Source organism: Shinella sp. 20P9.1.1 (assembly GCF_057798995.1).
This window is the reverse complement of the sequence record NZ_JBYOLC010000008.1, coordinates 150,259-173,677: the sequence shown is the minus strand read 5'-3', so window position 1 is coordinate 173,677 and position 23,419 is coordinate 150,259. Positions and strand designations below refer to the sequence as shown.

At 64.1% G+C, this 23,419-nt stretch carries 22 protein-coding genes and 1 tRNA gene; 7 read left to right on the top strand and 16 right to left on the bottom strand.

The genetic code is table 11. The annotated features are described in order from the left end of the window. Positions 1-60: 60 nt before the first annotated feature. Positions 61-501, top strand: coding sequence for an Lrp/AsnC family transcriptional regulator (locus tag AC27VQ_RS15770; protein WP_488716994.1), 441 nt, complete (start codon positions 61-63; stop codon positions 499-501). On the opposite strand, the gene AC27VQ_RS15765 is transcribed toward AC27VQ_RS15770, so the two are convergent. After that, positions 498-1,751: an NAD(P)/FAD-dependent oxidoreductase gene (locus AC27VQ_RS15765; RefSeq protein ID WP_488716993.1), complete on the bottom strand. Its 1,254-nt coding sequence runs from the start codon at positions 1,749-1,751 to the stop codon at positions 498-500. The genes AC27VQ_RS15770 and AC27VQ_RS15765 overlap by 4 nt on opposite strands. A gap of 160 nt (positions 1,752-1,911) precedes the next feature. Between AC27VQ_RS15765 and AC27VQ_RS15760 the strand changes: the two genes are divergently transcribed. Beyond that, a complete protein-coding gene (locus AC27VQ_RS15760) occupies positions 1,912-2,619 on the top strand; it encodes an MOSC domain-containing protein (RefSeq protein WP_488716992.1) in 708 nt (235 codons plus the stop codon). A 2-nt stretch (positions 2,620-2,621) separates the two neighbouring features. Here AC27VQ_RS15760 and AC27VQ_RS15755 read toward each other — a convergent pair whose 3' ends face one another. Then, the gene (locus AC27VQ_RS15755) at positions 2,622-3,275 is read right to left on the bottom strand and encodes a GntR family transcriptional regulator (RefSeq protein WP_199564248.1); all 654 of its coding nucleotides are present in this window, start codon (positions 3,273-3,275) and stop codon (positions 2,622-2,624) included. A gap of 179 nt (positions 3,276-3,454) precedes the next feature. Between AC27VQ_RS15755 and AC27VQ_RS15750 the strand changes: the two genes are divergently transcribed. Further along, complete coding sequence (locus tag AC27VQ_RS15750; RefSeq protein ID WP_488716991.1) at positions 3,455-4,804, top strand: glutamine synthetase family protein; 1,350 nt, start codon at positions 3,455-3,457, stop codon at positions 4,802-4,804. Further along, positions 4,804-6,108 (top strand): NAD(P)/FAD-dependent oxidoreductase, encoded by a 1,305-nt coding sequence (locus tag AC27VQ_RS15745; protein WP_313527040.1) that lies wholly within the window; start codon positions 4,804-4,806, stop codon positions 6,106-6,108. The genes AC27VQ_RS15750 and AC27VQ_RS15745 overlap by 1 nt, the downstream gene beginning before the upstream one ends. Positions 6,109-6,162: 54 nt before the next feature. Here the strand turns inward: AC27VQ_RS15745 and purU are convergent, their stop codons facing one another. Further along, complete coding sequence (gene purU, locus AC27VQ_RS15740; protein WP_313527043.1) at positions 6,163-7,047, bottom strand: formyltetrahydrofolate deformylase; 885 nt, start codon at positions 7,045-7,047, stop codon at positions 6,163-6,165. A gap of 370 nt (positions 7,048-7,417) precedes the next feature. Between purU and AC27VQ_RS15735 the strand changes: the two genes are divergently transcribed. Beyond that, positions 7,418-8,602: a hypothetical protein gene (locus tag AC27VQ_RS15735; protein WP_488716990.1), complete on the top strand. Its 1,185-nt coding sequence runs from the start codon at positions 7,418-7,420 to the stop codon at positions 8,600-8,602. 13 nt (positions 8,603-8,615) lie between these two features. Here the strand turns inward: AC27VQ_RS15735 and AC27VQ_RS15730 are convergent, their stop codons facing one another. The 8 genes from AC27VQ_RS15730 to AC27VQ_RS15695 are packed head-to-tail and all read right to left on the bottom strand — an operon-like array spanning position 8,616 to position 16,772. Continuing rightward, entirely contained in the window at positions 8,616-9,629 is a 1,014-nt protein-coding gene (locus AC27VQ_RS15730; RefSeq protein ID WP_488716989.1) for a succinylglutamate desuccinylase/aspartoacylase family protein, read from the bottom strand. Positions 9,630-9,638: 9 nt separating this feature from the next. Next, on the bottom strand, positions 9,639-9,983 hold the full coding sequence (locus tag AC27VQ_RS15725; protein ID WP_488716988.1) for a RidA family protein: 345 nt from the start codon (positions 9,981-9,983) through the stop codon (positions 9,639-9,641). A gap of 35 nt (positions 9,984-10,018) precedes the next feature. After that, entirely contained in the window at positions 10,019-11,323 is a 1,305-nt protein-coding gene (locus tag AC27VQ_RS15720; protein WP_488716987.1) for an alanine racemase, read from the bottom strand. Continuing rightward, the gene (locus AC27VQ_RS15715) at positions 11,316-12,272 is read right to left on the bottom strand and encodes an amidohydrolase family protein (RefSeq protein WP_488716986.1); all 957 of its coding nucleotides are present in this window, start codon (positions 12,270-12,272) and stop codon (positions 11,316-11,318) included. Before AC27VQ_RS15715 ends, AC27VQ_RS15720 begins: the two co-directional genes overlap by 8 nt. Further along, positions 12,269-13,210: an ABC transporter permease gene (locus AC27VQ_RS15710; RefSeq protein ID WP_488716985.1), complete on the bottom strand. Its 942-nt coding sequence runs from the start codon at positions 13,208-13,210 to the stop codon at positions 12,269-12,271. Before AC27VQ_RS15710 ends, AC27VQ_RS15715 begins: the two co-directional genes overlap by 4 nt. Next, positions 13,207-14,172, bottom strand: a complete 966-nt coding sequence (locus AC27VQ_RS15705; RefSeq protein WP_488716984.1) for an ABC transporter permease — start codon at positions 14,170-14,172, stop codon at positions 13,207-13,209. Before AC27VQ_RS15705 ends, AC27VQ_RS15710 begins: the two co-directional genes overlap by 4 nt. Further along, positions 14,169-15,677, bottom strand: a complete 1,509-nt coding sequence (locus tag AC27VQ_RS15700) for a sugar ABC transporter ATP-binding protein (RefSeq protein WP_488716983.1) — start codon at positions 15,675-15,677, stop codon at positions 14,169-14,171. The genes AC27VQ_RS15705 and AC27VQ_RS15700 overlap by 4 nt, the downstream gene beginning before the upstream one ends. 21 nt (positions 15,678-15,698) lie before the next feature. Further along, positions 15,699-16,772, bottom strand: a complete 1,074-nt coding sequence (locus AC27VQ_RS15695; RefSeq protein ID WP_488716982.1) for an ABC transporter substrate-binding protein — start codon at positions 16,770-16,772, stop codon at positions 15,699-15,701. A 227-nt stretch (positions 16,773-16,999) separates the two neighbouring features. Between AC27VQ_RS15695 and AC27VQ_RS15690 the strand changes: the two genes are divergently transcribed. After that, entirely contained in the window at positions 17,000-17,788 is a 789-nt protein-coding gene (locus AC27VQ_RS15690; protein WP_488716981.1) for an IclR family transcriptional regulator, read from the top strand. A gap of 5 nt (positions 17,789-17,793) precedes the next feature. On the opposite strand, the gene AC27VQ_RS15685 is transcribed toward AC27VQ_RS15690, so the two are convergent. Further along, positions 17,794-19,008 carry a TIGR03862 family flavoprotein gene (locus tag AC27VQ_RS15685; RefSeq protein WP_488716980.1) on the bottom strand — a complete coding sequence of 405 codons (1,215 nt, stop codon included), beginning with the start codon at positions 19,006-19,008 and terminating at the stop codon, positions 17,794-17,796. Positions 19,009-19,133: 125 nt separating this feature from the next. Here AC27VQ_RS15685 and AC27VQ_RS15680 point away from each other — a divergent pair, with 125 nt between their 5' ends. Further along, on the top strand, positions 19,134-19,535 hold the full coding sequence (locus AC27VQ_RS15680; protein ID WP_488716979.1) for a (R)-mandelonitrile lyase: 402 nt from the start codon (positions 19,134-19,136) through the stop codon (positions 19,533-19,535). Here AC27VQ_RS15680 and AC27VQ_RS15675 read toward each other — a convergent pair. The 4 genes from AC27VQ_RS15675 to AC27VQ_RS15660 all read right to left on the bottom strand — a co-directional run bounded on the left by AC27VQ_RS15675 (position 19,532) and on the right by AC27VQ_RS15660 (position 23,128). After that, entirely contained in the window at positions 19,532-19,996 is a 465-nt protein-coding gene (locus AC27VQ_RS15675) for a hypothetical protein (protein ID WP_488716978.1), read from the bottom strand. The two genes, AC27VQ_RS15680 and AC27VQ_RS15675, sit on opposite strands and share 4 nt — an antisense overlap. 54 nt (positions 19,997-20,050) lie before the next feature. Next, positions 20,051-21,673, bottom strand: a complete 1,623-nt coding sequence (locus tag AC27VQ_RS15670) for an ABC-F family ATP-binding cassette domain-containing protein (RefSeq protein WP_488716977.1) — start codon at positions 21,671-21,673, stop codon at positions 20,051-20,053. A gap of 110 nt (positions 21,674-21,783) precedes the next feature. Continuing rightward, positions 21,784-21,873, bottom strand: a tRNA-Ser gene (locus AC27VQ_RS15665). Positions 21,874-21,991: 118 nt separating this feature from the next. After that, positions 21,992-23,128 (bottom strand): Fic family protein, encoded by a 1,137-nt coding sequence (locus tag AC27VQ_RS15660; RefSeq protein ID WP_488716976.1) that lies wholly within the window; start codon positions 23,126-23,128, stop codon positions 21,992-21,994. Between the last annotated feature and the right edge of the window lie 291 nt (positions 23,129-23,419).

Genomic DNA, 23,419 nt, shown 5'->3' with positions numbered 1-23,419 from the left:
CGATTTAAAGCGCCATATCTGGCATAATCAATCATCGATATCGGCAGAATGACGGTGAAAATGAGCATTTCGACGCTAGGCGCCAAGGATCGCGAGCTTCTCTCCATCCTCAGCGAGAACGCCCGCGAGCAGACCGCGACCATCGCCCGCAAGCTCGGCCTATCCCGCACGACCGTGCAGGCGAAGATCGACCGGCTGGAACGGGATGGGGTGATTGCCGGCTACGGCGTGAAACTGTCCGACGCCTATGAAAGCGGCATGGTGACGGCCCATGTGCTCATCACTATAGCGCCGAAGACGCTGGCGCGCATCACCACGGAGCTGCACGCCATTTCCGCCGTGCGCACGCTGCATTCGGTAAGCGGCAGCTTCGACCTGATCGCCGTCGTCGAGGCGGCCTCGATCGCTGAGCTCGACCATCTTATCGACCGCATCGGGGCGATCGACGGCGTGGAACGCACGCTGTCGTCGATCATCCTATCGACGCGAATCCGCCGTTAAGCGATGAAGCGTTCCGGTCGGTAGGGACCGATATTGATCACCGTGCGCTCGCCCAGCATCTTTTCCGCCAGCACGCGGCCGGTGATGGGGCCGAGCGTCATGCCGTGATGGGCGTGGCCGAAGGCGAACCACAGGCCGGAATGGCGGGGGGCCTTGCCGATGACGGGCATCATGTCGGGCGTGCACGGGCGGCAGCCCATCCACGGCTCTTCGTCGCGGCGCTCGGCGAGCGGGAAGAATTCACGCGCTACCTTTTCGGCGCGGCGCAGCTGCACCGGGGTCTTGCGCGTATCACGCCGCGCGAATTCGGCGCCCGTGGTCAGGCGGATGCCGCGCTGCATCGGCGCCAGGAAATAACCGCGTTCCGCGTCGAGCACCCAGTTGTTGAGCTTCGCGCCCTCTTCGGCGCCATAATGCATGTGGTAGCCGCGCTTGACGGCGAGCGGGAAGTGATAGCCGAGTTTGCGCGTGACGGTATCAGCCCAGGGGCCGAGCGCCACGACGACTTCCTTGCCCTCCAGCGGCCCCTCGGGGGTGGCGATACGCCAGCCTTCGCCTTCCAGCACATGTTCGATGGTCGCCGCATCGCCGGACTTCAACTGGCCGCCGAGCGACTGGAAATAGGCGAGATAACGCTTCATCAGGCTCTGCGGATCGAGGATCGACCACGGATCGGTCCAGCGCAGGCCGCCGGTCAGCTCCGCGCGGATGGAGGGCTCCATCTGCCCCACTTCCGCCGTCGTCAGCTTCTGGTGGTTGACGCCGAAATTGGCCGAGAGTTTTTCAGCCTCGGCGTAAGCCGCATCACGCGCCTTCTCAGACCGGAAAACCTTCATCCAGCCGTCCTTGCGGATGAGGTCCTCGGCGCCGGAGGCTGCGATCAGGTCGGCATGTTCGGAAATCGAGTTCTCGATGAGCGGCGCATAGAGATGGGCGATGCTCTGGTGCTGGCGGAAGCCGGAATGCCACCAGTAGCGGGCGAGGAACGGAATGATGCCCGGGATCGCCGAGGGGTGGTAATGCGCGTCGATCGTGTTGTTCAGCGCATAGCGGAACAGCGCGCCGAAATCGTGCGGGAAGCCATAGGGGAAGACGCCCTCGCGCTGGATGAGGCCGGCATTGCCGTAGGATGTCTCTTCGGCAGCGCCACGCCGGTCGACGAGCACCACCGACTTGCCGCGTCGCGCCAGATGGATGGCGGCCGAAATGCCGATCACGCCCGCGCCGAGAACTATGACATCCGTCTTCATGTGCTGCCCCATATTCCACATTCACATGTCGTGATCCATTGCATGGCCCGAACGGCGGATGCAAGACGCTTGCTTGCGTCAAAGCGACATCAAGGAAGGTAGATCGACAGTGCGCGGCCGGACGGCTAGCTTCACGCTGTTATGGACGGGGAGAAACGGCATGCAGCTCGGTACGGTACGGGAACTCTGGCGCTATCCGGTCAGCTCATTGACCGGCGAACGCCTCAATGCCGTCGACCTTGACGAGACGGGCGTTGCCGGCGACAGGCAATGGGGCCTGCTCGATGCCGGCGGCACGGATGTCGCGGCCCCCGAGAGCGAGCGGCGCTGGCGGCCCGTGCCGGGGCTGCGGTCGCGGATGGCGGCCGGCGGGCCGCAGGTCAGCCAGGACGGTGCGATCTGGCATGCCGTACCGTCACCGGACGCCGACCGGGCCGCTTCGGACCATCTGGATTTTCCGGTGCGGTTCCGGCGTTTCGGCGAGACGAATGCGGCACCACGCTATGATCGTGGTCACCTGCATATCCTGACGACCGGGTCGCTTGCCCGCTTGCAGGCACTGCTGCCCGCGGCGGTCATCGATACGAGGCGCTTCAGGCCCAACATCCTGGTCGAGACCGATGCGGGGGACATTGATTTCGTCGAGCAACGCCTCATCGGAAAGCGGCTGACCGTCGGAGACGCGGTTATCGAGATGACCGAGCCCTGCACGCGCTGTGCCTTCACCGCGCTCGGGCAGCCGGACATCCCCTTCGACAAGGATGTGCTGCACGCCATCGCCAAACATGGCGGCGGCGGTTTTGGTGTGTTGGCAAAGGTCGTCACGGCGGGCCGGATCGCATCCGGCGATACCGTCAGCGTCGAATAGGCCTACTGGCCGGCCAGCCGCAGCAGGTTTTCGATCGCTGTGCGTTCGAAACCGCCGATGCCCTCGGAAATATCGGCCTTGATGGCGGCCGCCACCGCATCCTCGTCACGTTTGCGCAGGGCCGCGATCGCCTCCTGATGGCGGTCGACGAAATAGAGCTGCGCGACATGTTCCATGGCGATGCCAAGGAAGGGACCGAGCTGGAGCCAGATGCTCTCCACCATCGGCATGATCACCTGCTCGGGATTGGCGGAATAGAGCGTGCGATGGAATTCCTGGTTCAGGAGCAGCGCGGCCGCGTTGTCCTTGCGCGCGATCGCCTCGTCCTGCGCCCTATCGACCTCCTCAAGCCTGTCGATACAGCGCTCGGTGATGTGCGGCACGGCGCGGCGGGCGGCATGCTGCTCCAGCACGGAGCGCAGCGAGACAAGCTCGCTGAACCGGTCGGCCGTCATGCGCGGCACCATGATGCGCCGGTTGTCGAGCACCCGCAGCGCCCCTTCCGACGAGAGACGGCGCAGCGCCTCGCGCACCGGCGTGGGGCTGCTCTCCATCGCCTCGGCAATGCCGCGGATCGTCAGCGATTCGCCCGGCCGGATCGAGCCGACCATGATGGCCTGGCGCAGGCGCCGATGCGCATATTCATGCGTCGTCATGCCGTCCGGTCGGTCCAGCGGTTCCAGCGCCAAATTGCCCAATCCATCCCTCCTGTGACAGGCTGTTCGTTGCTAACCTATCCTTAGTGACAGGTTCTAGCAGCTTGACCGGCGACAAGAAAGTGTGCATATTTTGAAAATGTGATCACAAAAATAATTATGTGATAGGGAAGGGACCCATGGCTCTGAGCGAAGATTCCGAGTGGCTGATCAGCGCCGATGGCGTGGAAAGCATTCAAGCCGTCGTCTGTGACCTGAACGGCATTCTGCGCGGCAAACGCGTGCCCGTCGGACAGGCGGAGAAGGTGCTGAAGGGCGGCATCCGCATGCCGCTGTCCATCGTCGGCGTCGACGTCTGGGGCGAGGATATCGTCGGCTCCAGCCACGTCTTCGCCTCGGGCGACATGGACGGCATCTGTGCGGCGACCGGCCGCGGGGCGCTCCCCGTCAGCTGGACGCTGAAGCCGTCCGCCGTCGTACCGCTCTGGCTGTTCAAGGAGAGCGGCGAGCCGTTCCTGGCCGATCCGCGCCAGGCGCTGGCCAATATCGTGCGCCAGTATCATGAACTCGGCCTTCGCCCCGTCGTCGCATCGGAGATGGAATTCTACCTGATCGACGCCGAGCCCGACCACGCCCAGCCGCCGATCTCGCCCTATACCGGCAAGCGCCTCGATTCCGACGCCATCCTGTCGATCGATGAGCTGGACGATTTCGGCCAGTTCTTCTCCGACGTCTATGCGGAATGCGAGCGGCAGAACGTGCCGGCGGATTCGGCCGTCGCCGAAAACGGCATCGGCCAGTTCGAAATCAACCTCATGCACTCAGACGATCCGTTGAAGGCCGCCGACGACGCGCTGTTCTTCAAGCGCATCGTCAAGGGCATCGCGCGCAAACATGGCTTTGCCGCCACCTTCATGGCAAAGCCCTACGGCATGCGCTCGGGCAGCGGCATGCACATGCATTTCAGCCTGATCGACCAGGACGGCAACAACGTCTTCGACGACGGCACGGCCGAAGGCTCCGACATCATGAAACACGCCGTCGCCGGCCTGACGCGCGGCATGGCGGAATCGACGCTGCTCTTTGCGCCGCATTTCAACTCCTACCGCCGCCTGCGGCCCGATACGCATGCGCCGACCTCCGTCTCCTGGGGTTACGAGAACCGCACCGCGGCCATCCGCATTCCCGGCGGCAGCAACAAGGCGCGGCGCATCGAGCATCGCGTCGCCGGTGCGGATGCCAATCCCTACCTCGTCATGGCCGCCATCCTGGGTGCGGCGCTGGTCGGCATCCGCAACAAGTGGGAGCCGCCGGCACCCGTCTCGGGCCGCGCCTATCTCTCGCAGCTGCCGCGCATCCCCTCAGAATGGGGTTCTGCCGTCACCGCCTTCGAGAACGGCCCGATCATCTCGGAAATCTTCGACGCGGATCTCCGCTCCATGCTGATCGCCTGCAAGCGGCAGGAACTCGCCGGTTTCGCCGAACAGGTGACCGACTTCGAATTCAGCGCCTACCTGGAAATCGTCTGATGGCCAACACCCAGTCCTATGCCGGCAACGGCGCCTATCCCGACAGCTACTACGCTGCCTCCAGAAACATCATCCGCACGCCGAAAGTGCTGGAGGGCGCAGTAACGGCCGACGTCGCCGTGCTCGGCGCCGGCTATTCCGGCCTGTCGACCGCCATCCACCTCGCCGAAAAGGGCTACAAGGTCGTGATGGTCGAGGGTGCGGGTATCGGCTGGGGCGCGTCCGGCCGCAATGGCGGCCAGATCGTCAATGGCCTGAACGCCAGCCTCGACACGATCAAGCGCCGCTACGGCGACCAGGCCGGCGCCTTCGTCGGCGGTCTGGTGCAGGAAGGCGGCAAGATCATCCGCCGCATCGTCTCGCAGTACAATATCGACTGCGACATGAAGACCGGCAACATCTACGCCGCCTATACGCCCGCCCACATGAAGGACCTCGAGCACAAGAAGGCCCTTTGGAAGAGCTACGGCATGGACGACCACCAGATGCTGGACAAGGCGGCGATCCAGAAGCTGGTGAAGACCGACGCCTATATCGGCGGCATGCTGGACACGACCGGCGGTCACATGCACCCGCTCAACCTGACGCTCGGCGAGGCGGCAGCGCTCGAATCACTCGGCGGCGTGATCTATGAGCAGTCACCCGTCATCCGCGTCGAGCATGACGCCGAAAAGCCGGTCATCCACACGGCCAAGGGCCGCGTCACGGCCAACACCGCCGTCATCTGCGGCAATGCCTATCTCGGCCATGTCGTGCCGAAGCTCGTCTCGCGCGTCATGCCGGTCTCGACCCAGATGGTCGCCACCGAACCGCTCGGCGACCGCGCCGATGCGCTGATCCCGAGCGACATGTGTGTCGAGGACGTTCGCTACATCCTCGATTATTTCCGCCTGTCGGCCGACAAGCGCATGATCTTCGGCGGCGGCACCGTCTATGGCGGCACCGACCCGGCCGACGTGCGGGCAAAGATCCGCCCCAACCTCGAAAAGGTCTTCCCGTCGCTGAAGGGCGTGAAGATCGACTATGCCTGGAGCGGCAACTTCGCACTGTCCTTCTCGCGCGTGCCGCAGATGGGCAAGATCGGCAAGAACACCTATTTCGCCCATGGCTATAGCGGCCACGGCGTCACCGGCTCGCATCTCTTCGGCCGTATTCTCAGCGAAGCGATCCACGGCGACCTCTCGCGCTTCAGCCAGTTCGAGAAACTGCCCTGGATCCCCTTCCCCGGTGGCCGCATGTTCCGCGCGCAATATTCCACCATCGGCTCCTGGTGGTACCAATTCAAGGACGCCTTCGGCCTCTGAGACCAACAAAAAGCCGGCGGAAACGCCGGCTTTTTCATTTCATGCAGTGTCCTATCAGCCCATGCGCTCGGAGGCGTAGGAGCCCGGGCTCGGCGGGAAGACGATGGTCTTGTTGCCGTTCATGAAGACCCGGTGGTGGATATGGGCGTGCACGGCGCGGGCCAGAACCTGGCTCTCCACGTCGCGGCCGATCGAGACATAATCGTCCGGCGACTGCGCATGGGTAATGCGCGCCACGTCCTGCTCGATGATCGGACCTTCGTCGAGATCCTCGGTGACGTAGTGCGCCGTCGCACCGATCAGCTTCACGCCGCGCTCGAAGGCCTGCTTGTAGGGGTTCGCCCCCTTGAACGACGGCAGGAACGAGTGGTGGATGTTGATGATGCGGCCCGACATCTTCTTGCACACCGCATCCGACAGCACCTGCATGTAGCGGGCGAGAACGATGAGTTCGGCACCGGACTGCTCGACCACTTCCATCAGCCGGGCCTCGGCCTGCGGCTTGTTCTCCTTCGTCACCTTGATGTGGTGGAAGGGGATGTCGTGATTGACGATGACCTTCTGGTAATCGAAATGGTTGGAGACGACGCCGACGATTTCGATCGGCAGCGCGCCGATCTTCCAGCGATAGAGCAGGTCGTTGAGGCAATGGCCGAAGCGCGACACCATGAGCAGCACCTTCATGCGCTCGTCGCTGTCGTTGAAGCGCCAGGTCATCGCATATTTCTTGGCGACGGGGGCGAAGCCGGCCTTGATGTCGTCTTCCGACACGCCTTCCTGGCTGAGGAAGGTCAGGCGCATGAAGAACAGGCCCGTCTCGAGATCGTCGAACTGCGACGAATCCGAGATGTAGCACCCCTTTTCGGCGAGGTAGCCGGTGATCGCGGCGACGATGCCGCGGGTCGATTGGCAGGATACGGTCAGGACGTGGCTTTTCATCGGTTCGTTTCTCGCGTTCGGCCGATGCGGGGGCAAGCACCGGCGATCCCCTTGTCTGCCGCCGAATTTACGGCTCGGCGCATATTTCAGGCCGCTTGCGCCAGCGCAAGCCCCTGCAATGACGAGAAGCTACGCCGCCTCTTGCAAGGAATCCCTCCGGTTCGCGACATCCAATGCGTCGAAAATGCCACCGGGGCGCTTCGGAAGGCCCGCGCGGCGCCAAAGACCGCCCCCGCTTGACCTGATGTGACGGAGCGCGGCGCGCGATTCTTGCAGCAATGCAAGCCGGCCTGCCGAAACGGAAAAATCCCGCTGGACACTATTATGGACACATGTTCTATACACCGGACATATTTGACGGGAGCCGATCATGCATCTTTCCATGTGGACCTACCCCTGGGACGTTCAGGACCAGGGGCTTAAGGCGCTTGCCGCCGACCTGAAGGGCCGCGCCGGCCTCAACACGGTAAGCCTTGCCACATCCTATCATGCCGGCCGCTTCCTCCAGCCACGCAGCCCGCAGCAGAAAGCCTATTTTCCCGAGGACGGCACGGTCTATTTCCGCCCGGACGACACGCTCTGGCAGGGCAAGACGATCCAGCCGCTGATGGCGCAGAACACGATCGAGCGCGGCGATATGCTGGAGGCGCTCACCAAGGCCCGCGCGGAAACCGGCCTCGCCGTCTCGTGCTGGACGGTCTGCCTGCACAACAGCCGTCTCGGCCTGCTGCATCCCGATCACGTGACGCGCAACGCTTTCGGCAATGCCAACACCTACAATCTCTGCCCGTCGAGCCCGGCGGCGCGCGACTATGTCGTGACGCTGGTGCGCGATATCACCACCAACTACAAGCCCGACATGCTGGAGCTGGAAAGCCCGAATTTCATGGGCTTCGCGCATGAACACCACCATGAGAAGGACGGCGTCGGCCTGAACGCCGAGGACGATTTCCTGCTCTCCCTCTGCTTCTGCGACCATTGCACCACACGGGCGAAAAAGGCCGGCGTACCGATCGAAGGCGCGCAAAAAATCGTCTCGCGCTTCATCGCCGAGCTTTGCGAGCGCGCCGTACCGGAAAAGCAGTTCCCCGATTTCCCGGAAGCCGGCATCGACGCCTTCCGCGCCCATCCGGACCTGCATGCCTTCCTGACCTGGCGCTTCGAGCCGGTGACGAGCCTGATCGAGGAGATCAAGGCCGCCGCCGATCCGGCGACCCGCATCGTGCTGATCGACCTGAAGGACGCCTGGCTCGGCAGCGTCGATCTCGTCGAGGTCGGCAAGCGCTGCGACGGCGCGATCCTCTGCTGCTACGACATGACGCCGGAAGCGATCGGCGACGTCATCCGCGCCGGCCGGGCGATGCTCGGCAAGGACAAGTTCGTCGGGCTTGGCCTACGCGTCTTCTACCCGGAAGTCGATGGTCCCGAAATCCTCACCGCACGCGCGAAAGCCGCCGTCGACGCAGGCGCCGACGGTGTCAATTTCTACAATTACGGGCTCATTCCGGCAAAGCGCCTCGACTGGGTGGGCGAGGCCGTCGGCGCGATCGGCTGATCGCGCCAGCGCCTTATCTGTCGATCGGCTCGGCGACCTGGATCAGGCAGTCACCGGCCTGGCTGTCCGTGTGCAGGCGGTGGGAAATGACGATGCCGCTCTCGGCAAAGTGCAACTCCTCCTCCGGCAGCTCCAGCCGTTCGAGATCGTGATACCAGCCGGCACGGTCGCCGGCCGTGACCCGCGCGCCGAGCGGCACCGCCGGCTCGAACCAGCCGCGCCGGTTCGCATAGATGCCCTGGCTGTGCCGCGCGAGCGACAGAAGCTGCAGGGCAGGCGGCGGGGAGAGCGGCGCCCGCGACAACTGCGGCGCATCGACAATGCCGAGCGCCATCAACAGCCGGTCGATCGCCGCCGCCGTGAAGGCCATGCTTTCGGGCGTCACCGTGCCGCCGCCGCCGAATTCGCCGGAAAGACCGATCGTGCCGGCACGGCCGGCCGCGCCCATCGAGGTCGGCGCTGCCGGGCCATTGTCGGCGATGAAGGCATGGGCCGCACCCATTGCCCGCATCAGCGCCACGGAGCGCTCGAAGCGGGCGGCATCCGCCTGCCGCTCGATCAGCGTGCAGGCGAGATGCGCCATGGACGTGCCGCCCGAATGCAGATCGAGCACCGCGTCATGCCGCGGGAAGAGATCGTGTTCGAGGAAATGCGCCATGCGCGCCGTCGGCGTGCCCGTGGGGTCGCCCGGAAAGGCGCGGTTGAGATTGCCGCCGTCGAAGGGCGAGCAGCGCTTTGCCGCCATCACGGCCGGCAGGTTGGCCATCGGCAGGATGGTGACGGCCCCGCGCATCGTCGTCCCATCGAGCCGGCGCATCAGCCGGCCGAGCTGAAGCTCGCCCTCATATTCGTCGCCATGGTTGCCCGCCATCAGCAGCAGGCTCGGCCCCGCGCCGTTTTTCAGGCGCAGGATCGGGACGCGGATCTGGTAATAGGGCGAGCGATCGACCGAATAGGGGATGGCGAGATGCCCGGCCTGCCGGCCGTCTTTTTCAAAATCGATCGGATTGACGAGGCCGCTGTGCATCTCAGCCCCTCAGAGTGCCGCGACGGCGGTCATCTCGACACGCAGGTCCGGATCGGCAAGGCGGGCCTCGACGCAGGCACGGGCCGGCGGGTTTGTCGGATCGATCCAGGCATCATAGACGCCGTTCATCGCATCGAAATCGACGATGGCGGGCAGGAAGACATTGACGGCCAACAGTTTAGAGCGGTCCGTGCCGGCTTCCTTCAGGAGAGCGTCGATCTTGCCGAGCACATCGCCCGTCTGTCCCTCGATGCCGGCCTTGCGATCTTCCGCAACCTGGCCGGCGATGTAGACGAGCCCGCCATAGCTGACGGCCTGGCTCATGCGGGACCCCTTCTGGTAACGCTGGATCATGTCGTGTTTTCCTTTTCTTGCCTTGGGAGGAGTAATCAGCCGAAGCTGGTGAGATAGGCCGTCGTGACCGTATGGTCGGGCGCGAGGCCGTAAAGGATGGCGTGCCGGTCGAGGCAGGTGCAGGGATGCGAGATGCCGAATTCGACAACATCGCCGATGGCGACATCGGTGCCGGCAGGGAGTGTCACGAAAGCATGCTGGTCATTGAGACGCAGCACGACGGCCTCGGTGAAACCGGCAAGCGGCGCCCCGTTCCGATAGAGCGCAAGCGGGCGCGGCAGGCCCTGGTCGATCGCTACGTCGCGCAGACCCATGCCGCAGATGGCAAGGCCCGGTTCGGGCAGGGACAGCACTTCCGCCCAGACCCGGAGCGCCGGCTTGAAATCTTGCGCGGCAGACCGGACATCCGCCCCCACGCGAAAGCCTTCGCGCGCATCGAGGCCGGCAAGGCCGCGCTCGTAGATGCCGTGATCGTGGAAGAAGATCGCGCCGCTGCGCAGGACAAGCCGGCAATCGGGATCGGCCGCTACCGCCGCGGACAGGCCGGCAACGACCCGGTCGAAGAAAACGGAGCCGCCGGCGGTGAGAAGGAGCGGCCGATCCTTACCGACCCGCGCCCGAACCTGCGGCAGGAATTTTGCCGTAAGCTCCATCAGCCCATCGATGCGGACAAGCGTCTCCTCTGCATCCGCCGTCGCGGCAGCACCTTCATAGGCCGCCACACCGGTGAGGCGAAAGGAGGGGCTTTCCGCGGCAAGGATGACGTCCAGGATTTCCGTCGCCGCTTCGACGCTGCGAGCACCGGCGCGGCCGACGCCGAGCTCGACCATCAGGCCCAGCGGCGGCAGGTCATTGCGGGATTGCCAGGCATCGCGCAGCGCCACGGCAAGCGGTGCGGAATCGACGAAGATGTGCAGTTCAGCGTCGGGATAATTGGCAAGCAAGGCGGTCAGCCGGCGGGCGGCAGCGGGGCCACCGATCTCGTTCGCCAGGATCAGCCGACGCTGGCCGGCCTTCAGTAGCACGGCGGCCTGGCGGATATCGGCCACCGTCGTGCCCCAGGCACCGGCGGCGAGCAGCGCGGCGGACAAGGCGGTGGACATCGGCGTCTTGGCATGGGGGGCAATCTCGACGCCGTGGCTTTTCACATAGGCCATCATCGCCGAGACATTGCCGGCAAAGGCCGACTGATCGAGCGAGATCAGCGGCAGCGCCATCGTGCCATCAAACGGTTTCCAGCCTTGCCGGCCAATCCCTTGGAGCGGCAGGGCGGCGTGACCCGGCGGAAAGCCACGGATACGGTCGTCGATCAGGATATCGGCGGCGTGAAGGTCAGACATGGGTTGCTCCCTTGGCCGGGGCGGGCTCGGCCAGTTCGAGACGGTAGGTTTCATTGGCGGTGGTGAAGAACAGGGCCTGCTGCTCATCGAGCGAAAGCGGTGCAGCCAGCGTTCGGAAGACGTCGTAGATCTGGTCAAAGGACGCATGCAGGCCGGCAACCGGGAAATCGCTGGCGAACATCGCACGCGATGGACCGAAGCAGTCGAGGCAATGCTCGATGACCGGCGACAGGCTTTCCGGCGTCCAGTCATTGTCATAGGCGACGAGGTCGGAAATCTTCAGACGCACATTCGGCTCCCGGCCCAGTGCCCGCAGGCCGCTGCGCCAGATCACCATGCCGGTCTCATCGCGATCAGCCGGGCTGCCGCCGTGGTTGAGCACGAAGAGCGTTTCGGGAAAGGCCCGCACGAGATCGAGCGCCTCGCCCATCTGCGCGGGGTAGAGCATCAGGTCGAAGACGAGGCCATGGCGGGAGAGTTCGGCAAGGCCGGCGCGCCAGACCGGATCGGCCATGCGATGTGCGCGCGGGGCAAAGCTCTTCGACGGTTCCGCATGCCAGCTGACGATATCGCGGATGCCGGTGATATGAGGATTGGCCGCCTCCGCTGCGATCAGCCCGATGGCATCGGGACTGTCGAGCGGCACACGGGCGATAGAACGCCTCGCCACGCCGGTGCTGCGGTCGAGACCGCCGAGCCAGCGGCTTTCCTCTAGTGGATGCGCATCGGACCAGCCGGCCTCGACATGCACCGTGGCGACGATGTTCTGGTTTGCCGCATCCCGGCGATAGTCTTCGACGCCGTAGTCCCGCAGGATTGGCGCGAGGCTGCCATAGACCATCTCGCCGCCCGTCGCCCGCGCCCTTTCCAGCCAGGGATGGCGGCCGAGCGACAGGTCCCAGAGATGGTGGTGCGGATCGATGACCGGCCCGCTATAACGCCCCGTCATCGCCGCGCCTCACGGCCGGAAACGAGCAGCAGTGCCAGGATCAGCGTGCCGAACATGATGGAACGCCAGCCGGGCGAGGCGTTGACGACGGTGATGAGCGCAGTCGTCGTGACCAGAAGGATCGCGCCCGGAATGGTGCCGGCATAGGTGCCGCGCCCGCCTAGGATGGAGGTGCCGCCGAGCACCACGGCGGCGATCGACGTCAGGAGATAGGGATCGCCAATGCCGACATAACCCTGCCGGTTCATGCCGAGCACCAGGATGCCGGCAAGGCCCGCGAAGAAGCCGGAGAGCGCGTAGAGGATCAGCGTGTTGCGCGTCAGGCTGACACCGGAAAGGCGGGCGGCCAGCGGATTGGCGCCGATGGCGAGGAAACGCGCGCCAATGGGCATACGGTGGATGAGGGCCAACACGACGGCCGAGACGACGAGCCAGAGCAGAACGCCGGAGGGAACACCGAGCGGCCGGGCCTGGCCGAGCAGGATGACGGCGGGATTGCTGACCGTGACGGCGCTGCCGCCGGCAACGACGACGAGCAGACCTTGCAGGAAGGTCGCCATGGCGAGCGTCATGATGATCGGCGGCACGCGCAGATAGGCGGCTCCCGCACCATTGAGGAAGCCGATGCCGGTGGCGATGGTGAGTGCCAGCGCAATGCCGACGAGGCCGGTCGGATCCCAGGCGGGCGAGATCAGCGGCAGCAGGATCGCCGTCACCGTGATGATAGCGCCGACCGAGAGATCGATACCGCCCATCAGGATGACCAGCGTCTGGCCCGCAGCGGCAATGCCGATGACGGCGGCAAGCTCCAGCAGATAGCGCAGGTGCCCATAGGCGCCGAAGCCGCGCAGGGTGAGGCCGGCGACGAGCCAGACGAGCGCCACCAGCACGAAGGTGAGCAGCGGCGGATTGCGGAAGATGGATTTCACGGCATTCATCGTTTCGCCCTCCACGACTTCAGAAGCTCCGGCACCGCGACGGCGCCGACGATGATCAGGCCCTGCGCGATGTATTGCGCGACCGGCGGGAAACCGAGGAAGAACATCACGTTGATCATGACCGAGAGCAGCAGGCTGCCGCAGATCGCCCCACGCATCGTGCCCTTGCCACCGAGGAAGCCGACGCCGCCGAGCACGGCCGCGGCGATGGAATTCAGCGTGAAGGGCGTGCCGATGACCGGATCGCCGGAGCCCGTCTGGGCTGCGACGAACAGGCCGGCAAGCGCCGCCAGCAGGCCTGACAGCGCGAAGGCCACAACCTTCGCCCGCTCGACCGGCACGCCGGAGCGGAAGGCGCCGACGGGATTGTCACCGGCCGCATAAATGCCGAGGCCGAGCGGGGTGGCGAGGAACGCCTTCCACGCAACCAGCACGACGACGAGCAGCAGGAAGGCGACGGGTGTGTGGCCCGCCAGCATGTTCGACAGCCAGCTGGGAATGAAGCCGCCGGGACGCGGCAGCAGGATCAGCGCGACGCCGGTGATGATGAACGAGCCGGCCAGCGTGACGATGATCGCTGGCAGTCTGAGATGCGCGACGATCGCACCGATGACGGCACCGATCGCAAGGCCGGTTAACGCGACGGCGACGATGCCGCCGGGCACGCCAAACACACCGTCCATGGTCGTGGCGGCGATGACGGCGCCGAGGCTGACGAGCGGGCCGATGGCGAGCGTGATGCCGCCGTTCAGCATCAGCAGCGCCTGCGCCATCGTCACCAGCGCGAGCGGGAACCAGTTCTGCGTGAATTTCGAGAAGCCGCCGACCGAGAGGATGCCCGGAAACAGCACGGCATAGAGGATGAGAAAGGCGGCGACGACGAGATAGAGCCCGCCGAGACCGCGATTGCGGCGGCGCTGGATGGCGCCATAAAGCCATGAGGAGGACGAAACAGCGCTCATGCGGCCGCTCCCTTTCTGTCGACGCCCATGGCCGCGCCGACGATGGCCTCTTCGCTGATCGTTTCACCGGAGAGTTCCGCCGCAACCCGGCCCTCGCGCAGCACCACGACACGGTCGCAGAGATGAACGAGTTCCGGCGTGTCGGAGCTGGCGATGATGACGAGCCGCCCTTCGGCCGCGAAGCCGCGCAGCATCAGGTAGATTTCCCGCTTGGTTTCGATATCGACGCCGCGCGTCGGATCGTTGAGCAGCAGCACCGAGGGATCGAGCGGCAGCCACTTGGCAAGCGCCACCTTCTGCTGGTTGCCGCCGGAAAGCGCCTGCACCGGCCGGGCGACATCACCCTTGATGGTGAGCCGTTTGGCGAGCTCGGCAATCAGCCCGGTTTCGCCCACGCGATCGCGAAAACCGTTGCGGGCAAGGCGTCCAAGCGAGGGGAGGATCAGGTTGGACGCGATGGAATGGGGCAGAATCAGCCCCTCATGCTTGCGGTCGGCCGGCACGTAGACGAGGCCGGCGGCATTTGCCGCGCCGACATGGGCCGGCAGGCCCGGTTTGCCGGAGACCTCCGCCTTCGTGGCCTTGGCCGGGATGGCACCATATAGGCCGAGCAGCAGATCTTCCTGCCCCTGCCCCACCAGGCCGCCGATGCCGACGATCTCGCCGGCCCGGCCGGAAAAGCCGATATCGCGCACGAGACCGGCGGAAAAGCCTTCGACATGGATGCGCAACGCGCCGGGATTGGCGGCGGCACGCGGCGGGAAGAGATCACCTGTCTCGCGGCCGACCATCAGGCGCACCAGCCCCTCGCCGTCGATGCCCGACAGCGACTGGTCCGCCGTGACGCCGCCGTCCTTGAGCACCGTGACGTGGGAGCAGAGCGCCTGCACCTCGTTGAGGCGATGGGAAATATAGAGAAGCGCCGTGCCGCGATCACGCAAGGTCTCGATAAGACCGGCGAGAATGCCCGCCTCATGCGCCGAGAGCGAGGAGGTCGGCTCGTCGAGAATCAGCACGCGCGGCTTGCGGTAGAGCGCCTTGGCGATCTCCACCATCTGCCGCCGGCCGAGCGCGAGATCCGCCACGGGCATATCGAGCGGTTCGGTGAGGCCGACCATGGCACAGACGTCGCGCACGCCACGATGCAGCTCGGCATAGTCGATCAGGCCGAAACGGCGCGGGAAGGCGCCAAGGCCGATATTTTCCGCAATCGACAGGTCCGCCGTGAGGCTCAGCTCCTGCTGCACCACGGCGATACCGGCCGCGCGGGCTGCGGCCGGGCTGAAACGCCCGACCGGCTTGCCGTCGACGGCAATCGTACCGCTATCCGGCTGGAGAGCGCCGGAGAGAAGGTTGATCAGTGTGGATTTTCCAGCGCCGTTCTCCCCGAGCAGGGCGTGAACCCTGCCCGGATGAAGGGCGATATCGACGCCCTTCAGAACGGGATTGCCGAAAAATCCCTTGAACACCTGCCGGGCTTCCAGCAGGGGTTTTTGATCCGTCATGACGGCATCCTTTGAGCGGGATTACTTCTGGGCGAGCAGCTTGTCGAACAGCGCCTGGTCGTAGTCCGAGTAGATGTAGCCATCGGCCGGGAACTTGTCGGCGCGGGCGAGATAGCCGTCGATCGTGCTGTCGTCGATGACCGGCAGCGGCACCTTGACGAAGGCCGGCACGTCCTTGCCTTCCAGCGCCTGAACAGCCGTATAGACCGAGAGCGCGCCCAGCCAGTTCGGCTGCATGGTGGCCCAGCCCTTCAGGCCCTTTTCCTTCCACAGTTCCAGGAACTGGCGGGCGTTTTCACCGGTGATCGGAACCTGCTCGCGGCCCTGGCGGTCGAAGGCCATGACGGAGCCGGCCGAGAGCGCGCCGCCGAGCGACAGCACGCCGTCGATTTCCGGATTGGCGAAGAGCAGGCTGGTCATCGCTTCCTGCGCGGGGGCCGCGTTGTATTCCGTATTGGTCTCGGTGATGATTTCGAGGCCCGGATTGGCGTCGAGCACCGGCTGGGCACCCTTGCGGCGGTCATCGCTGACGGAGATGCCGGCCGGGCCGTTCATGACGATGATCTTGCCCTTGCCGCCGAGCTGGTCTGACAGCCACTTGGCCGCACCGGCACCCCATTCGCTGGAATCGGTGTTGATCTTCGCCGTCACCTTGTCGGTGTTGACGAGGCTGTCGAAGTTGACGACGGCGATGCCCTTGTCGCAGGCGTCAGAAATCACGCGGTCGAGCGCGTTGGACGAGCCGGCGATGACGACGATGGCGTCGACATTGGCATCGATCATCGACTGGATGTGCTGGATCTGCGTCTGGGCATTGCCCTGCGCGTCCGTGATCATCAGGTCCTTCACGAGGCCGGCCTTTTTCAGCTCCTCGACCTCGGCGGCAATCGTGCCTTCCGTCTGCTTCATCCAGGTCGGCACCGAATAGATGTTCGCCCAGCCGACCGTATAGGGCGCCTTGCGATCCCCCTTGATGCAATTGGCGGCAGCGGACGCCGTGCCGGCCGAAAACGCAAGCAGGCCCACGGCGACGGCGGCGCCCGCGAAGAGGCGGCTGCGCAGCGAAGCGGACGGGCTGTTTTCAAAAGTCTTCATTGTCGATCCCCTTTTGTGTGCGGCAGCAGAAACGGGCTTGCCATCCGTCAATGTCCAATATAATGTACATATGATCTAAATACCGGACGTCGCGATCTTATGCCGAATTTTGCGCTCCGCAAGAGGGGTGCCGAAATTTCCTGCACGGGAGGCAAGGCGCACGCATTGACAGCGGCAGCGCCCGGCATGAGAAGCTTGGCGGCAACGAGAGGCAGGAAGGAACGACGATGGATGCAGTTCTGGACGAAGCGGCGGGAAAGCGCGCACGCGGGCTCGACCGGGCCTTCGAGATCCTCGACTTCCTGCGCGAGAAGCGCCAGGCGCTGAAGCCGAACGAGATCGCCGCGCAGATCGGCGCGCCACGCTCATCGGTCTACGAGCTGGTGAACCTGCTCCTGCGCAACGGCATCCTGGAATTCACCGGCGGCGAGGGCCGGGTCTATCTCGGCCGAAAGCTCTATTTCCTCGGCGCGGCCTATGAGAACCATTTCGATTTCACGCGCGAATGCGAGGCGGCGCTGGAACGGCTGGCCGATGAGACGCGCGAAACCGCGCAGTTCTGCATGCTGGACGGCAACAAATACACCGTCGTGCGCATGCGCGAAGGGGCGCGGCCCTTCCGCATCTCCACCGATGTCGGCCAGTCCGTGCCGATCCCGTGGACGGCATCGGGCCGCGTGCTCGTCGCACATATGACCGATGCCGAAATCCTCGCCTTCATTCCAGCGCAGGATTTCCAGCTGCCGAGCGGCGAATGGCTCGATCCGGCGACCTTCCTCGCTGAGGTGCGCGCCGCCGAAGGCGACGGCCATTTCACCTTCAACAGCATCGTCGACAGTTTTACCCACTGCTTTGCCGTGCCGGTCATGGGTGATGCCGGCCACGCCGTCGCAACGCTCTGCCTCGTTGCGCCGCGCGCGGACGGGCTTGCCAATCGCGAACAGTATCTCGCCTGCCTGAAGGATGCCGCCCGGCGCCTTGGCGGCCATGCCCCGGCGCAGGCGCAACGCGCTTGAACGTGTCAGGCTCGGGTGGATAGCCAGCGATCGATCCCATCGGCCGCCGCGCGGCCGGTCGCAAAGCAGGCCGTCAGCAGATAGCCGCCGGTCGGTGCTTCCCAGTCGATCATCTCGCCGGCCACGAAGACGCCCGGCAGTGCGGTCAGCCCATAATCGTCACCAAGCGCATCGAAACGGATGCCGCCGGCCGAAGAGATCGCCTCGGCGATCGGCCGTGGCCGGACGAGACGGATGGGCAGCGCTTTGACCGCCGCCGCCAGCGCCTGAGGCGAGAGACGCGCGACATCTGCTACGCATTCCCGCAGAAGCGCCGCCTTGACGCCATTCAGCCCCGCGCCCTTGCGCAGCCGGGTCGAAAAGCTCGCCTTGCCGCCCTGCCGGGCAAAATCCGCAGCCAGCCGCTCGGCGCTTCGCCCCGGCGCAAGATCCACCACCAGCGCCGCCGACCCCGCCACCTCCAGCGCATCGCGCAGCACCGCCGCATGGGCATAGACCAGGCTGCCCTCGATTCCGGTTTTCGAGATGACGAACTCGCCGGGAACCGTGCCGGCGGCCGATTGCGCGGTCACGCCCTTCACCGCCGCACCCGCAAATTTCTCGATGAGGACAGGCGACCAGTCCACGTCGAACCCGCAATTGGCCGGGCGCAACGGCGCGATGTCGACACCCTTTTCCTCCAACCATTTCACCCAGGCGCCATCCGATCCAAGCCGCGGCCAGCTTGCCCCGCCCAGCGCCAGAAGCACTGCATCGAACCCCATCCCCGTCTCGCCCTCGGGTGTCTCGACCCGCAATCCGCCCGCGGCAAACCCCGTCCAGCGATGCCGCACGCGGATATCGACCCCCTGCCCTTCCAGCCGCGCCCGCCAGGCGCGCAACAACGGCGACGCCTTCATGACTTCGGGAAAGACCCGGCCGGATGTGCCGACGAAGGTTTTCGTGCCAAGGCCCTCCGCCCAGGCCCGGAGATCGTCAGGCGTAAATGCTTCGAGTGCTGCGCGTAGCCGCGCATTGGCAGAGCCGAAACGGGTCACGAACCGCACAAAAGGCTCGGAATGGGTGATGTTCAGGCCGGATTTTCCCGCAAGCAGAAACTTGCGCCCGATCGTCGGCATCGCCTCAAGCACGGTCACGGCATGGCCGCGGGCCGACAGCACCTCTGCCGCCATCAACCCCGCCGGCCCGCCGCCGACGATCCCGATCCGTCTTCCACTCATCCGCTTCGCCTCAAAACCCATTGCGCCGTCATAGAGCGTCTGCCGCCACTTCGCCAGCAATCGCCTTATCGCGTGAACGCACAGCGTGGCCGGTATAGGATCGCACGACGAATCGGGAGACATCCATGGATATCAAGCGCAACGGCACCAGCCCCTCGGCATCGGGCCCGGCCGACTATTTCACCGGCACCGTACGTCTCGACACGCCCTTCAAGGCGGAAGCGCCCGGACGCACCGGTGGCGCTATCGTCACCTTCGAACCCGGCGCCCGCACCGCCTGGCACACCCATCCGCTCGGCCAGACCGTCATCGTGACATCCGGCCTCGGCTGGGCACAGCGCGAAGGTGGGCCGATCGAGGAAATCCGCCCCGGCGACGTCGTCTGGTTCCCTCCGGGCGAAAAACACTGGCACGGCGCCACCGACAAGACCGCCATGACCCACATCGCCATCGCCGAATTGGAACACGGCTCGCCCGTGACCTGGCTGGAGAAAGTGACGGAGGAGCAATATCTCGGCCGGTCCTAATCCGCCGGCGGCCGGTATTTTCGCGTGAAAGGCACGCCGTTGAACGTATGCGTGCAGCAAGCGCAGTTGGGCTCCATCTGCTCGACGCTCAGAGCCGGATCGACCCGCTGCAGCCGATTGGCGTCATCCACGAAGAGGCCGCTGTAATAGGCGCTCTCGCCCATGCGCACGAACGGCTTCCTCTCCGCCTGCGACCGCGCCACCATCCAGAAGATCGGTTCTGCCCTGTCCAGCCGGGCGATCGCCTCGGCATGCACGGCGTCCCAATCATCTCCCACGCGCGACAGCAGAAACTTGAAGAGCGGTGTATAATCGAGTCCATGCCGCTGCCGACCGCCCATCGCGCCGGCATGTACGCGATCCTCGCGCCGCCGGGAGGATTTGTAGTCCTCACCCCCACCATGGCGCACGCCGTGGGTGCGCGTGTTGACGCTGCGATAAAGCGGCTTCTTTCGGTCCATGCGCCCCTCCGGTCTCGTCCGTCTTAACGCATGGCGCGCCTCGGCGACAGCCGATCAGACGTGGAGACCGGGCGCCTCATGGCCGGACTGGGCGACATATTCGGTATAGCCGCCCGGATATTGATGCACGTCGTCGCCGTTGAGCTCCAGCACGCGGTTCGACAGCGCGCCGAGGAAACGCCGGTCGTGCGACACGAACAGCATCGTGCCCTCGTAATCGGCGAGCGCCTTGATCAGCATCTCCTTGGTGTCGAGATCGAGATGGTTCGTCGGCTCGTCGAGGATCAGGAAATTCGGCGGATCGAACAGCATGGCCGCCATGACCAGCCGCGCCTTTTCACCACCCGAAAGCACCCGGCACTTCTTCTCCACGTCATCACCGGAAAACCCGAAGCAGCCGGCCAGCGTGCGCAGCGGCCCCTGCCCGGCACGCGGAAACTCCGTCTCCAGCCATTCGAAGACCGTCAGGTCGCCATCGAGCAGATCCATCGCATGCTGTGCAAAATAGCCGACCTTGACGCTCGCACCGATCGTCACGCTGCCCTGGTCCGGGGTGGCCGCCCCCGCGACGAGCTTCAGCAGCGTCGACTTGCCCGCGCCATTGACGCCCATCACGCACCAGCGCTCGCGGCGGCGGATGAGAAAGCTGAAATCGCTGTAGATCGACCTGTTGCCATAGGCCTTGTCGACATTCTTCAGATTGACGACGTCTTCGCCGGAGCGCGGCGCCGGCTGGAATTCGAACATGACAGTCTGGCGGCGGCGCGGCGGCTCGACGCGCTCGATCTTGTCGAGCTTCTTTACCCGGCTCTGCACCTGCGCGGCATGGGAGGCACGCGCCTTGAAGCGCTCGATGAACTTGATCTCCTTGGCGAGCATCGCCTGCTGGCGCTCGAACTGCGCCTGCTGCTGTTTCTCGTTCTGCGCGCGCTGCTGCTCGTAGAAGCCGTAATCGCCGGAATAGGTGGTGAGCGACCCGGCATCGATCTCGATGATTTTCGTCACGATGCGGTTCATGAATTCGCGGTCGTGCGAGGTCATCAAAAGCGCCCCGTCATAGGTCTTCAGGAACTGCTCCAGCCAGATCAGGCTTTCGAGATCGAGATGGTTGCTCGGTTCGTCGAGCAACATGACATCCGGCCGCATGAGCAGGATGCGGGCCAGCGCCACGCGCATCTTCCACCCGCCCGAAAGCTTGCCGACGTCACCGTCCATCATCTCCTGGCTGAAGCTCAGGCCGGCCAGAACCTCGCGCGCCCGGCTTTCCAGCCCGTAACCGTCGAGCTCTTCATAACGCGCCTGCACTTCGCCATAACGCTCGATGATCGCATCCATCTCGTCGAGCCTGTCGGGATCGACCATCGCCGCCTCAAGTTCGCGCAGCTCCGCCGCGACCGAACTCACCGGGCCCGCGCCGTCCATCACCTCGGTGACGGCGCTGCGCCCCTCCATCTCGCCGACATCCTGGCTGAAATAACCGATCGAGACATTCTTTTCCGTGGAGACCTGTCCCTCGTCCGGCTGCTCCTGCCCCGTGATCATCCGGAACAGCGTCGTCTTGCCCGCCCCGTTCGGCCCCACAAGCCCGATCTTCTCACCCTTGTTCAAGGCGGCTGCAGCCTCAATGAAGAGAATGCGGTGGCTGTTGGACTTGCTGATATTCTCGATACGGATCATGGAAAAACGGGCCTCGTCGTGTTCCGCGCCCTATGCCACGGCGGGACACACAAAGTCCATGCGCTCCCTTCGGGAACGCCGGTCATTTCACGCCCTGGGAAAGAAAACAATGGCGGAGAGGGTGGGATTCGAACCCACGATACGGTTGCCCGTATGCCGCATTTCGAGTGCGGTGCTTTCGACCACTCAGCCACCTCTCCGGGTTATCCTTGGTCGACGCTTTGGAAGCGCGAGGCGGTTCATAGCGGCAGACGGTCGGGATGGCAGCTCCGTCTCATGGGAGACCAAAACTCAGCGCCGCATGTGCCGGTAGTGTGGCTAATCGCGGACGATCTGCAGGAGCGGCTCGAAGCTGTATAGCGCCGGACGTCTACCCGCAGCTGGTTCTACCGTTCGAATGAGGCCACGCTCGGCTAGGATACGTGTGAACCGATGTGCTGAAGTTTCCGGAATGCCAGATTTCTTGGTGAAAACGTTGTTCCTGAACACCGGACGGGAGAAAAGGAAGTCCAATGCAGCCGTGCTCCACTGCGAAGTTAGAATCTGAGGAAACTCTCTTTTCAGCTCCTCATATAGGTCCCGGATTCGTTCAGCAGTCGCAAGGTTCTTTTGTGCCTGCGCCTCCAGCGCCTCGAGGAAGAAGATAATCCAGTCGGTCCAGGCTCCCGATTTGGAAACTTCCCGCATCCGATCGATATATTCGTCGCGGCGGTCTTCAAAATAGCTACTGATATAGAAATGTGGGGCAGAGATCGCTCCGGATTTCCACAGCATGAGGGTGATCAGCATTCTGCCGATTCGACCATTGCCATCCTTGAATGGATGCAGTGCTTCAAATTCAAGATGAGCGATCGCCGTCTTGATCAGGATCTGCCAGTCTTCCGACTCAATAAATGCAAATAGGCGGTCCATCCCATCCTGGAGTTGCTCCGGCCTCATGGGAACGAAGTGAACTTTGCGGCGCGTCCGGTCTGCTAGATAATTCTGTTCTGTCTTGAACTCGCCTGGAGAGAGGTGTGCGCCTCGGCCGAAACCGAGTAGAACGCGATGCGCGCTTTTAATGAGGAAGCTCGACAAAGGAGCGCCTTGTTCGATACTGCGCTGCGCGGCCGTCAATGCGCGGCTATATAAGAAGACCTCGATTGCTTCGTTGCGATAGTGGCCGCCGGCATCGTCACCGCTCTCTTCCTGGTCTGCTTCATATCTTAGGACTTCGTCCAGTGTGCTTACCGTGCCTTCCATACGGGATGACACGACGGCTTCCTGGTTTCTGAGCGGTGCGAGAAGAATTTCGCTGTTGTGCATCCCCTTTAACATCTGGTCATAGCGAGCCAGAGCTGCGGATGCTGATGCTATCGGCATAATCAGGCGGCCAGCATCGATCCGCTGAGGCGGAAACTGATCGTAGTGATATTCAACTGCTTCGGATACGTCCAAACCGGGGCGCAAAGCCATGTTGATTTCCAATTATCGCTATTTTTGACGCACAACGCAGGTTGTCTTTGTCATGCAGGAGACAAGTCGGCTTGTCTACCCAAAAACGTCATTTCTGGGACTCAAAGCCGCTTGGTTTTCACCGACGGGACTCAAAAACCTTTGCCTTCCAAAAATGAACATTATTGAAAGTCAATCGATCTTGCCTCCCGTGTGCGCAATACAAACAGTTTTCCCTTCCAATTTGATGGCGATCTGGAGCTCAAACAACAAATTGCAACGGTGAGAGAGGCTAAGCAGGTTCCAATCGAA

Coding starts and splice junctions, on each gene's coding strand:
- AC27VQ_RS15750 (WP_488716991.1), top strand. CDS start 3,455: ATGGCTCTGAGCGAAGATTCCGAGTGGCTGATCAGCGCCGATGGCGTG.
- AC27VQ_RS15770 (WP_488716994.1), top strand. CDS start 61: ATGAGCATTTCGACGCTAGGCGCCAAGGATCGCGAGCTTCTCTCCATC.
- AC27VQ_RS15745 (WP_313527040.1), top strand. CDS start 4,804: ATGGCCAACACCCAGTCCTATGCCGGCAACGGCGCCTATCCCGACAGC.
- AC27VQ_RS15680 (WP_488716979.1), top strand. CDS start 19,134: ATGGATATCAAGCGCAACGGCACCAGCCCCTCGGCATCGGGCCCGGCC.
- AC27VQ_RS15720 (WP_488716987.1), bottom strand. CDS start 11,323: ATGTCTGACCTTCACGCCGCCGATATCCTGATCGACGACCGTATCCGT.
- AC27VQ_RS15755 (WP_199564248.1), bottom strand. CDS start 3,275: ATGACGACGCATGAATATGCGCATCGGCGCCTGCGCCAGGCCATCATG.
- AC27VQ_RS15760 (WP_488716992.1), top strand. CDS start 1,912: ATGCAGCTCGGTACGGTACGGGAACTCTGGCGCTATCCGGTCAGCTCA.
- AC27VQ_RS15715 (WP_488716986.1), bottom strand. CDS start 12,272: ATGACGGGGCGTTATAGCGGGCCGGTCATCGATCCGCACCACCATCTC.
- AC27VQ_RS15675 (WP_488716978.1), bottom strand. CDS start 19,996: ATGGACCGAAAGAAGCCGCTTTATCGCAGCGTCAACACGCGCACCCAC.
- AC27VQ_RS15765 (WP_488716993.1), bottom strand. CDS start 1,751: ATGAAGACGGATGTCATAGTTCTCGGCGCGGGCGTGATCGGCATTTCG.
- purU (WP_313527043.1), bottom strand. CDS start 7,047: ATGAAAAGCCACGTCCTGACCGTATCCTGCCAATCGACCCGCGGCATC.
- AC27VQ_RS15690 (WP_488716981.1), top strand. CDS start 17,000: ATGGATGCAGTTCTGGACGAAGCGGCGGGAAAGCGCGCACGCGGGCTC.
- AC27VQ_RS15670 (WP_488716977.1), bottom strand. CDS start 21,673: ATGATCCGTATCGAGAATATCAGCAAGTCCAACAGCCACCGCATTCTC.
- AC27VQ_RS15725 (WP_488716988.1), bottom strand. CDS start 9,983: ATGATCCAGCGTTACCAGAAGGGGTCCCGCATGAGCCAGGCCGTCAGC.
- AC27VQ_RS15685 (WP_488716980.1), bottom strand. CDS start 19,008: ATGAGTGGAAGACGGATCGGGATCGTCGGCGGCGGGCCGGCGGGGTTG.
- AC27VQ_RS15735 (WP_488716990.1), top strand. CDS start 7,418: ATGCATCTTTCCATGTGGACCTACCCCTGGGACGTTCAGGACCAGGGG.
- AC27VQ_RS15695 (WP_488716982.1), bottom strand. CDS start 16,772: ATGAAGACTTTTGAAAACAGCCCGTCCGCTTCGCTGCGCAGCCGCCTC.
- AC27VQ_RS15705 (WP_488716984.1), bottom strand. CDS start 14,172: ATGAGCGCTGTTTCGTCCTCCTCATGGCTTTATGGCGCCATCCAGCGC.
- AC27VQ_RS15660 (WP_488716976.1), bottom strand. CDS start 23,128: ATGGCTTTGCGCCCCGGTTTGGACGTATCCGAAGCAGTTGAATATCAC.
- AC27VQ_RS15730 (WP_488716989.1), bottom strand. CDS start 9,629: ATGCACAGCGGCCTCGTCAATCCGATCGATTTTGAAAAAGACGGCCGG.
- AC27VQ_RS15710 (WP_488716985.1), bottom strand. CDS start 13,210: ATGAATGCCGTGAAATCCATCTTCCGCAATCCGCCGCTGCTCACCTTC.
- AC27VQ_RS15700 (WP_488716983.1), bottom strand. CDS start 15,677: ATGACGGATCAAAAACCCCTGCTGGAAGCCCGGCAGGTGTTCAAGGGA.